Annotated in this window: 9 protein-coding genes; 5 read left to right on the top strand and 4 right to left on the bottom strand. The window is 43.8% G+C overall.

The genetic code is table 11. The features are described from left to right. The first annotated feature begins 426 nt into the window (after positions 1-426). A complete protein-coding gene (locus J7545_RS19705; protein WP_318720045.1) occupies positions 427-567 on the top strand; it encodes a PEP-CTERM sorting domain-containing protein in 141 nt (46 codons plus the stop codon). 179 nt (positions 568-746) lie between these two features. Here the strand turns inward: J7545_RS19705 and grxC are convergent, their stop codons facing one another. Continuing rightward, positions 747-1,004, bottom strand: a complete 258-nt coding sequence (grxC, locus tag J7545_RS19710) for a glutaredoxin 3 (RefSeq protein WP_318701232.1) — start codon at positions 1,002-1,004, stop codon at positions 747-749. Positions 1,005-1,241: 237 nt separating this feature from the next. Here grxC and tpiA point away from each other — a divergent pair, with 237 nt between their 5' ends. The 4 genes from tpiA to J7545_RS19730 all read left to right on the top strand — a co-directional run bounded on the left by tpiA (position 1,242) and on the right by J7545_RS19730 (position 5,877). Continuing rightward, positions 1,242-1,967, top strand: coding sequence for a triose-phosphate isomerase (gene tpiA / locus J7545_RS19715; protein WP_318701233.1), 726 nt, complete (start codon positions 1,242-1,244; stop codon positions 1,965-1,967). 176 nt (positions 1,968-2,143) lie between these two features. Then, on the top strand, positions 2,144-3,001 hold the full coding sequence (folP, locus tag J7545_RS19720; protein ID WP_318701234.1) for a dihydropteroate synthase: 858 nt from the start codon (positions 2,144-2,146) through the stop codon (positions 2,999-3,001). Positions 3,002-3,160: 159 nt separating this feature from the next. Next, positions 3,161-4,510 carry a hypothetical protein gene (locus tag J7545_RS19725; RefSeq protein WP_318701235.1) on the top strand — a complete coding sequence of 450 codons (1,350 nt, stop codon included), beginning with the start codon at positions 3,161-3,163 and terminating at the stop codon, positions 4,508-4,510. Positions 4,511-4,515: 5 nt separating this feature from the next. Continuing rightward, the gene (locus tag J7545_RS19730) at positions 4,516-5,877 is read left to right on the top strand and encodes a hypothetical protein (protein ID WP_318701236.1); all 1,362 of its coding nucleotides are present in this window, start codon (positions 4,516-4,518) and stop codon (positions 5,875-5,877) included. On the opposite strand, the gene J7545_RS19735 is transcribed toward J7545_RS19730, so the two are convergent. The 3 genes from J7545_RS19735 to J7545_RS19745 form a co-directional block, all read right to left on the bottom strand. Then, positions 5,838-6,776: a calcium/sodium antiporter gene (locus tag J7545_RS19735; protein ID WP_318701237.1), complete on the bottom strand. Its 939-nt coding sequence runs from the start codon at positions 6,774-6,776 to the stop codon at positions 5,838-5,840. The two genes, J7545_RS19730 and J7545_RS19735, sit on opposite strands and share 40 nt — an antisense overlap. A 193-nt stretch (positions 6,777-6,969) precedes the next feature. Further along, positions 6,970-7,191, bottom strand: a complete 222-nt coding sequence (locus J7545_RS19740; protein WP_318701238.1) for a DUF2555 domain-containing protein — start codon at positions 7,189-7,191, stop codon at positions 6,970-6,972. Positions 7,192-7,291: 100 nt separating this feature from the next. Continuing rightward, positions 7,292-10,063, bottom strand: a 2,772-nt coding sequence (locus J7545_RS19745; protein ID WP_318720046.1) for a response regulator, incomplete at its 5' end; no start/stop codon positions are given.

A 10,063-nucleotide genomic window follows, 5' to 3' on the forward strand; every position in this document is an offset into this window, starting at 1 on the left:
TTACTCCTTCCAATGTGGCTCTTCTTTAGCTGAAGAATTAATGGAGTGCAAACCTCATAAGCGGTGGTTTTTTCCCCAAGGGCTACAGGCTCTATCCCTTATACAGTCTAGTTTTTAGCCTCCTTGTCACCCCTTAAGCTATTTTTCACGATCGCGATCGCTAAAATAAATAGATCCTCCTGGTCACCCCTTGAGTTCTCCATCACAGCGTAAATCTCTGTATGGCGGTACTGGGTTTAGTCCGACTCGGGAAGATGGCTACTCGCAAACGAGGATAACTCAAGGTAAAGCGATCGCCTCTAGGAAACTCTAGAACGAAACAGAAGGCGATCGCTCCTCCTTCATCCGAAATTCTTTACAAAAATTCATAACAATGGAGTAGTTTCTATTGAAACTCTATACAAACAGCTCAACCGGCCAATTACTGTGACTGATGCCAGTGGATCGATTGCTGAATACACTTTTCAAACTGAAGTTGTTCCTGAACCCACTACAGTAGGTGGTCTTTTGGTTCTTGGTCTTGTTGGCTTAGGTAAAATGGCTTCGCGCAAACGCAAAGGGGTTTAGCTATTGATCCGTGGGCTGGGGTGACGAATGAAGCCCAGCCTACAAATTTGTATTTATTAATAAGTCAAAATATCATGTTTAATGTCTCAAAAGAAAGACCCTACACTTGCCGCTTGGCGACTCTGGAAGATGCCGCAGAGTCTGTAGGGGTGAAAATTTTTTCGCCCCTACAGACTCTGCTACAGAGCTAAAATGGGGTCAAGTTTTCCTTGGGCATCAAGGTCGTAAATACCGCTACAGTCGCCCACATACTTGTCGTCAACAAAGATTTGAGGGACAGATCGCGGTCCGCCCGTGCGCTTTACCATTTTATTCCGTGCATCTTCGTCTCCATCGATACAATGCTCAATATAGTCAATACCTTTACGGTCTAACAGGGCTTTGGCTCGCAGACAAAAAGGGCAGGTGCGCCAGGTGTAAATTTCAACGTTTGCCATAAGGGTTGTGATTCTCCAACGATCTAATTCCTTTACAATTCTATACAAAATTGGCGATCGCCCCAGGTAATATCAACTCTTTAGATGTTTGCGACAGATGATTGACACGGGGACTCGGGGATTGATGTGTAGCGTGATTTTTGGGATTTGACATAACGATTGCCGGAAGCACCCAAAACAAGATACGATGCTCCTTTGAGCTTATGAATATTGCTTAGTCTGAGGATTACTTCATCAGTGCGAAAGATAGTTTTAGCAGGTAACTGGAAAATGCACAAAACCCAGGCCGAGAGCCTAGAGTTTGTGCAAACATTTCTCTCTCAATTGGAACAAACCCCCGCACAACGAACCGTCGTTTTGTGCGTTCCCTTTACAGATCTAGGGATTCTAGCCGAAAAATTAAGGGACACTCGTGTCGATCTGGGCGCTCAGAATATTCACTGGGAAGACCAGGGTGCTTATACCGGTGAAATTTCGGGACCCATGCTGACGGAGATCGGAATACAGTATGTGGTCATTGGTCACAGCGAACGCCGGGAGTATTTTGGCGAAACGGATCAAACGGTTAATGCACGTCTGAAAGCGGCTCAGAAACACGGGCTAATCCCCATTCTCTGTGTGGGAGAAACGGAAACACAACGAGCGAATGGGGAAACAGAATCTCATATTAGTTCCCAATTGGACCTCGATTTAATCGGGATCGATCAAAGTCAATTGGTGATTGCCTATGAGCCAATTTGGGCAATTGGAACCGGAAAAACTTGTGATTCTCAGGAAGCAAACCGGGTGATTGGTTTGATTCGTTCTCAGCTCTCGAATCAGGATGTGCCGATTCAATATGGAGGTTCCGTTAAACCAGAAAATATTGATGAGACTATGGCCCAAACGGAAATTGATGGTGTCCTTGTTGGCGGCGCAAGTCTGGATGCAAAAGGGTTTGCCCGGATTGTCAATTACCAGTAATGCCAGGGGTGAATTGCTGATGGCGTAGGGGTTGGTTGGCCAAGCCCCTAATACCATTTCTCTTTAAGCCTGCCATTAATCACGCCTTGGGAGGCAAGGGGCACTCAGCCCCTTGTTAAGCATTGCTTTATAAAAAAATGCTATAAAACGTTAGGTTTGCTCGGGACAAAAAGATTATGGCTTGGATAGTGCGGGGACGCTCCTTTGATTGGGGGATGAAAACCTATATTATGGGAGTGTTGAATGTTACGCCAGATAGTTTTAGTGATGGGGGGGAATTTAATCGTTTAGAAACGGCGATCGCCCACAGCCAATATTTAGTCGATCGTGGAGTAGATGTGGTCGATATTGGTGGACAATCCACCCGCCCTGGTAGTCCTCAAATTTCCCTCGATGAGGAGTTGAATCGGGCGATCCCAGTCATTGAAGGCTTGCGAAATTTACCGGAACCCTATGGCACTATTCCCGTTTCTATTGATACGACGCGCTCCGAAGTCGCTCAGGCTGCGGTAGAGGCAGGTGCAGACTGGGTGAATGATATTTCAGGCGGAGATTTCGATAGCCAAATGTTGGCGACAGTCGCTCACCTGAGGGTCCCGATCATCTTAATGCATATGCGGGGGACTCCAGAAACGATGCAACAGTTGACCAACTATGAAGATTTAATGGGCGAAATTGTTGGGGTTTTAGGGGAGAAAATTCAGAAGGCTCTAAAGGCAGGAATTCAGGAAATAATCATCGATCCGGGGATTGGCTTCGCCAAAACCTACGACCAAAATGTACAGATTTTGCGCCAGATTCCCGGACTGCGAGAACTGGGTTATCCAGTGTTAATTGGTGCATCTCGCAAGAGTTTTATCGGTCATATTTTAAACGAACCTGACCCGAAAAAACGGGTTTGGGGTACAGCCGCCGCTTGTTGTGCAGCCATTTCTGGAGGTGCAGATATGGTGAGAGTTCACGATCTACCGCAGATGGTAGAGGTGTGTCGAGTTGCTGATGCGATTTATCGAGGGGAGAGCGCTTCGCAGTAGAAAATCGGTTATGGAAATACCCCGACATTATGTCTGATGAGGATTGACTTCGATCCAAATATTGGGGCACTCCACTATACTATAACGTTGAAAGATAAAATATTGTCGTGGCAACCCTAGGGAAGCCATATCTCCAACACGGTTCATGATAGTCGATCGATGAAGAGTCTGAAAAAATTGCCTCCTCTGGGCAATGTAATTAAAATTCTGGGCATCAATCTGGTTTTGATGTTCATTTTGCTAGAGGGAGTGTGTTTAGGCTTTTATGCAGCTCAACATCAGCAACTCTATTATGGGCGATCGCCGGATAATTCAGACAACTCAGAAGACAATCCTATCAACCTCGATCAACAGGGGATTCGCTTAGAAGAGAATATCACCGAAATTTTACATCCCTTTTTGGGCTATATTGCTAAACCGGGTACAGGCTTTGGAGGATTTGAATTTCAGTCCGTTTTTAATGCCAACAATTATGGTTTAGTTTCTCAACTGAATTATCCCTACATTCGGCAAAATCCTAATCAGGTGCTGGTGGGCATTTTTGGCGGCTCTGTTGCCACATTCTATTACATGAATGAAATTGAAAATCCTACCCTTGCCCGAACCCTGAACAATTTACCCGAATTTGCTAATAAGGAAATTGTCCTCTTAAATTTTTCCCAAGGGGGATACAAGCAACCGCAACAACTCCTGGTGCTGAATTATTTTTTGTCCCAAGGGCAAGAGCTGGATTTAGTGATTAACATTGATGGGTTTAATGAAGTTGCGATCGCCAACAATAATATCGAGAAAGAAATCGCCCCCTCCATGCCGAGCGCTCTGCAAGTCATGCCCCTGGTACAGTTAGCCAATAATAACCTCTCTACAGAACAAATGAAAATCATGCTAGAGGTGATTGGAATTAAGGAAAAACTCAAAAACAGCTTGCAAGGGCAACAAGAGTGTGTGTTAGCGTTATGCTACTTCTGGGAACAGATACGCTCAACTGTTTTAATCCAGAACTATTACGATCGCCTAGAAGACTTTGACGATCAACGTAAAAAATCTGCCACTCCCGATGAATCGTTAATTTATCTCCAACCCTGGGAAAGTCAAGGAACTGAACAAGATTACGAAACCATGGCCCAGATTTGGATACAGTCTTCTTTAGCCATGTCTTCCGTTCTCCAATCCCGAAATATTCCCTATTTTCATATCCTACAGCCCAATCAATATTATTCCACAGAGCGCCAGTTTAGTGCTGAAGAACAAGAGCAATTCGCACCCGAAAATAATAGGCGTAATCCTTATCTTGATGGCGTACAATTGGGTTACCCTGCTTTAATCGAAGCCAGCCAAGAATTACTAGACAATGGTGTATATTTCTTTAGTGGAGTCACGGCCTTTGATGGAGAGCAAGATACAGTTTATATTGATACCTGTTGCCACTATAATCAAACAGGTAGAAACATTTTTGCCAATTTTGTCGCCAGTCAAATTGCACTTACCCTGAATTCACCGAGTCCCTAGCAATCATGCTTAAGTTTGAGCCAAAATGGATTAAAGTCATCTTGATTAATATTGGCAGTGTTTTGCTGTCCTTAGAACTGCTCTCTTTAGGGTTTTATGGACTGAAAACGCAGCAATTGTTTTATACTCGCTCTCCAGCATCAAAAAAAACCTATGGGGCAGTTCATGAAACAGGAAATACGGGAGTCAATTTAGATGAAAGTTTACTCTTGAGATTACATCCTTATTTTGGCTATACTGATTTTAAGCCCCAAGAGCCGACCATTAATAATTATCAATTTGGTTCGCTAAGAGATTATCCTGTACTGAAACAGAGTGATCGCCAATACATCATTGGCATTTTTGGCGGATCGGTGGCGCTGGCGATCGCCAACACGGAAGCACAGTATCAAATTATTACCAATACTCTCCAGCAACTCCCTCAATTTGCCGATAAAGAAATCATTGTCTTAAATTTTGCCCAAGGAGGCTATAAACAACCCCAGCAACTCTTAGTCTTTAACTATTTCTTATCCCTGGGGCAACGCTTCGATATGGTGATTAATATTGATGGCTTTAATGAAGTCGCTTTATCGAGCCTTAATTATCCCGAAAATGTTCATTTATCCCTACCTAATGCATCCTTGATGAAAGCATTAGTTAATCTGGGAAACCATCAATTCTCTGCCAAAGATCTGGAAATAGCGATTAAAACCCGTGAATATAACGCTACTCTTCGCAAAATCCAAAATCGACAACAGTCCTGTTGGTTTGCCCTCTGTTATATTAGCCAACAATTCCATTATCAACTGCTACGTCGAGACTATCAACAGTTTTTAAGCAAACAGGAACAGAAGACATCAGAAGCCGTTGTCTTAGCTCCCACTTCTAACGCCTTTAGCCTATTTTATCTCAATCCTCCCGATCCAGATACTACGGCTGAAACACTCTATCCTAAAATTGCCCAAACCTGGCTCAATAGCTCGATTTTAATGCATCAAACCCTAGCCAGTCAAAATGGACTATACTTCCATTTCTTACAACCGAATCAATATTATCCCACTCAACGCCAGTTTACGCCTCAAGAACAACAACAAGCAATTAATCCCGAACAAATTTATGCCCAAGGAGTGCAACAAGGTTACCCCGTATTAATGGCAGCTCTTACCCAATTACAAAACAATCAGGTGAATTTTTTTAATGCAGCAACGGTTTTTGATGCTGAATCTCAACCCGTATATAGCGATGATTGCTGCCATTATAATCTTCTCGGCAATCAGATTTTTTCCCAATTTATCGCTAACCGTATTGCGCAAACCTTGCAAGCAGAGGAAAGCGCTCCAACAGCTCAAACCAAATCAAAGAACTTAGCGATAAATAACCCATAAAAGACAAAAAATAATAATCCTTCCCATTGGGTAATATGTTTATCTTGGGTAACCGTATAAAATAAAAGCGTTCCGGCAGCAAAAAAAGGTAATCCAATAATCAGTAAATCGTGGTTAATTTCTAATTCCGCAATTAATCCTGGAATACCCATCACCACCAACGAATTAAAAATATTAGAGCCAACCACATTTCCTAATGCCATTTCTGCATTGCCTTTACGGGCAGCATTTAAACTGACGATTAATTCAGGCAACGAAGTCCCTAATGCTACGGCACTGACGGCGATAATATGTTTGCCTATGTTTAAAGTTTCTGAGATTTGGGTGACGGATTCAATGGTGAAAACTGCACCAAAATATAACCCAAAACAACTGGTGACTAAAACCAGAGCTTCTTTAATAGGAAAGGTTTGAGGATTAGGGTTGTCCGTATCTTCTTCCGTACGATGGCTGAGAGTATAGAAGAGGTAAACGATATATCCAAGGATGCAAAAAATGGCTTCACCATGGGAAAATTGCTCATTAATGACAGCGAGGATGAGCAGTAGGGCAGAGCCTAACAGTAGAGGTAAGTCAACTTTGGTTAAGTCGTATTCTAGGATTAAGCCTTTACTAAAAACGGCAGCTACGCCAACAATGAGAAAAATATTGGCAATATTTGATCCTAAGACATTACCGAAGACAATTTCTGAGGAGTTATCGAAAACGGCAACGAGAGAAGAGAGGAGTTCGGGTAGAGAGGTGCCAACGGATAATAATAATACTCCTACAATAAAGGAAGGCAATCGAAAAAATAAGCCTAAAACTTCGGCTGAGTCGGTGAAAAAGTCAGAGGATTTAATTAACGCGGCTAAACTAATAATAAAAACCAGAGACCACAGCAAAATTACAGATGTCATAGAGCGAATAGTTCAACAAAAAAAGCGAGGAATCCTCCGGATCGGGGTTAATGATGATCCAATCCGGCTGATGATTGGGACAAATTTTAATAATATTTCAATAATACTTTAAAATAGTCTTAATGAATAAAAAGAAGGATGGGCTATCTGATGATACACAACATCCTTCGCAATCTGGGAATCCTATGGCAGTCTAAGCTTCATCATAGGGTTCCATATCTAACAAATAGAGATAGGGTTGAACGATATCTACCATTTCTGGACGCTGGAAGGCGATCGCCCGCAATAGATGCCAGTCCCTTAACCCCTCAAAGGCATTACTATACTCATCTTTCTCCAAACGGTTCGCAAGCAGGGTAACATCTTCTGAAGTCATCTTAGAAATTGCCTGCTTGGAGATGGTGATCATTGCCATAGTCGAGCCTCCCATTGCACCGTCTGTGTATCAACCCTATCTTATCCCATTTAGATCTCAGATTGAATCCCATCAGATTGCACTATGGTTAACTTTTAGGCTAAGTTCCGGCCATCGTCTCCTGAGACTGTTCTTCTGAGATTTCCGCTAAGAGGTTGTCACCCTTGAGCATCCGTTGAGCTGCTTCTAATAGGGCTTCCTCTAAGTAAGGCTTCGTGAAATAGCCCTTCGCTCCCAAGGAAGCGGCATGTTGTTGATACTTAGATGCACCCCGTGAGGTGAGCATTGCCATGGGAATTTCCCTCAGAACCTCATCACCCTGGAGACGCTCCAACAACTCTAAACCATTCAGTTTCGGCATCTCAATATCACAGAAAATCATGTCACAAGGTAGACCTGCTCGTAATTTCTCCCAAGCATCTAAACCATTCCGAGCCTGTTCCACCCGATATCCAGACTTCACAAATGTCATGGATAACAGCTCGCGTACCGTAATTGAATCATCGACAATTAACACCGTCGGCTCAGACTTGTCAATGGGTTCGGGTTCTGGGGGAACCACTTCTTCCCACATGCGAGAATCTCGTCGAGAACGACCCATGGATAGATCGATTAACTCCAGCACATCGGCGATCGGCATAATCCGACCATCCCCCAGTACCGTCGCTCCCGCGACACCCACCGGTTTAGGAATGGGCCCCTCTAACTGCTTGATTACAATTTCCTGCTCTCCCAAGACCTGATCCACCTGAAGCGCCAAATACTGACCCGCACTTCGCAAAATCACAATCGAGATAATGTCATCGTCCGCCGAACCTCCAAACACCCGTCCTCGGCCAATTGTCCGGTTATACTGCAACAATTCTGCTAGGGGTCGGAACGGTAGTTCAGTATCCCGCCATTTAATGCAATGGAGACCGTCCTTATTGGCGTAAACCCGATCCTTGGGCACATCTAACATATCTTCCACCCCATCCATCGGGAAGGCAACCCTTGCATGGTTACTAATACAACAGAGTGCTTTAGAAATACTCAAGGTTAACGGCAGACGAATGGTAAAGGTTGTCCCTTGTCCTTCTGTTGAATCTGTTGTGATCACCCCGCGAATTTCTCGCAGTGCCACTCGCACCACATCCATCCCCACGCCTCGACCAGCAAAATTATCTGCCTTATCCTTTGTACTGAACCCAGGATGGAAGAGCAAATCATAGATATCCAGGCGGGACATCGATTCTGCTTCTTTGGGTGTAATCAAACCTTTTTCCAGGGCTTTGGACTTCACCCGCTCCGTATTAATCCCTGCGCCATCATCAGAAACTGAAATCACCGTTTGGTTCCCTTGGTGAAAGGCTCTAACGGTAATTTTGCCCACCCCTGGTTTACCTAATTTCTTACGCTTCTCGGGGGTTTCAATCCCATGGGTCATGGCATTATTGATCAGGTGAGTCATCGGATCGAATAACTGCTCCTGAATCATTTTGTCGATTAACGTATCTTTTCCTTCAATATGAATTTCTGCCTGCTTATTCAAACCTGTAGCAATGCGGCGTACTGCTCCGGGTAGACGGTCCGCCGTTTGTGCAAAGGGAACCATTCGCGTGCGCGTTAACCCTTCTTGTAATTGGGTGGTGACCTGGCGGAATTGACGAGTGACTTGATCGTTTTCTTCAACGATAAACTCGATGTCGGAAGAAGATTCCCGTACTCGGACAATCAGCTCGATGGTTTCTTGGGAAAGGGTATGGAAGGGAGTGAAGCGATCCATTTCAATATGATCCCAACCATCGTTTTGATTGGAATCTCCTAAGCCATTGCCAGGGGAGAAAGCAGAACGATGGCCATGGCGAGAACTGAGTAAGGCGGATTCTAGAAGACTTCGCTCGTAGAGATCTCGCATTTTACCCCCTACATCACTCAGTTGCTGTACCAAATACAGTAAGTTATCTAGACATTGACGCAGTCGTTCTTGGTTCTGTTCTAGACTATTACGGTTAACGACCAATTCCCCAACTAAGTTACTGAGATTATCGAGTTGTTTGATGGGAACCCGCATATTCTGCTCAACTCGTTTGGCTGCTTTCGGCGATCGCGCCGTCGTCGCATTAGCCGTTGGTGGACCCCCTAATGCCTGATCTGCATCCGCTAACAAATCTTCTAGATCATCAAAGTCCCCTTCAGTTGTTTCCAGAGTTTCCGCAGGTGTATGACTGACCTCTTGTCGTAGAGATGGACTCGGTAAAATCACTGGTTCATCTAAAAATGTCTCTAATTGGGTAAAGATTTCCATGTTTTCACGCGGCTTCTGTTCTTTACCCAAAAAAGCCTCTAACTCTTGCCACTGTCGAGAAGATGAATCTACAGGATTTACATCATCACCAAAATCCAAACTCTCTAATGTCTCATCCGTCGAGCCTAAATCTTCCTCAAATAACGTTAGTTCATTAAGATCGTCAAGACTTTCCTCATCTCCCAACATCTCTGGTTCATCTGAAAACAGAGTAGACAAGTCATCCGGTGCATTTTCTTCTATCTCTAAGGAAAAATCTAAACTATCCAGACCTTCAGAGGGTTCTTCCACCACCGGTTCATCCAGATCTAAGCCAGCATCTTCTGTGAAATTGGATGATAAATCTAGTGGATCTGGATTTAATGGTTCTCCCAATCCAAAATCATCAATTTCTTGAATCAATGTATTTTGACTCAGGTCTTCATCACTATCAATCATTAAATCCAGATCCATTTCTTCACTAATTGAATCTGACTCTTGAGCCTCCAGACTCAACCCATCTAATTCTAAATCCTCACCCAAATCCAGATCCATTTCTTCACTAATTGAATCTGACTCTTGAGCCTCCAGACTCAACCCATCTAA

It is taken from the genome of Roseofilum sp. SBFL (genome assembly GCF_017746885.1).
In the GTDB taxonomy this organism is placed as follows: Bacteria; Cyanobacteriota; Cyanobacteriia; order Cyanobacteriales; family Desertifilaceae; genus Roseofilum.

Excerpts from the sequence above, each read along its gene's own strand:
- grxC (WP_318701232.1), bottom strand. The coding sequence starts at position 1,004 with ATGGCAAACGTTGAAATTTACACCTGGCGCACCTGCCCTTTTTGTCTG.
- folP (WP_318701234.1), top strand. The coding sequence starts at position 2,144 with ATGGCTTGGATAGTGCGGGGACGCTCCTTTGATTGGGGGATGAAAACC.
- J7545_RS19725 (WP_318701235.1), top strand. The coding sequence starts at position 3,161 with ATGAAGAGTCTGAAAAAATTGCCTCCTCTGGGCAATGTAATTAAAATT.
- J7545_RS19730 (WP_318701236.1), top strand. The coding sequence starts at position 4,516 with ATGCTTAAGTTTGAGCCAAAATGGATTAAAGTCATCTTGATTAATATT.
- J7545_RS19735 (WP_318701237.1), bottom strand. The coding sequence starts at position 6,776 with ATGACATCTGTAATTTTGCTGTGGTCTCTGGTTTTTATTATTAGTTTA.
- J7545_RS19740 (WP_318701238.1), bottom strand. The coding sequence starts at position 7,191 with ATGGCAATGATCACCATCTCCAAGCAGGCAATTTCTAAGATGACTTCA.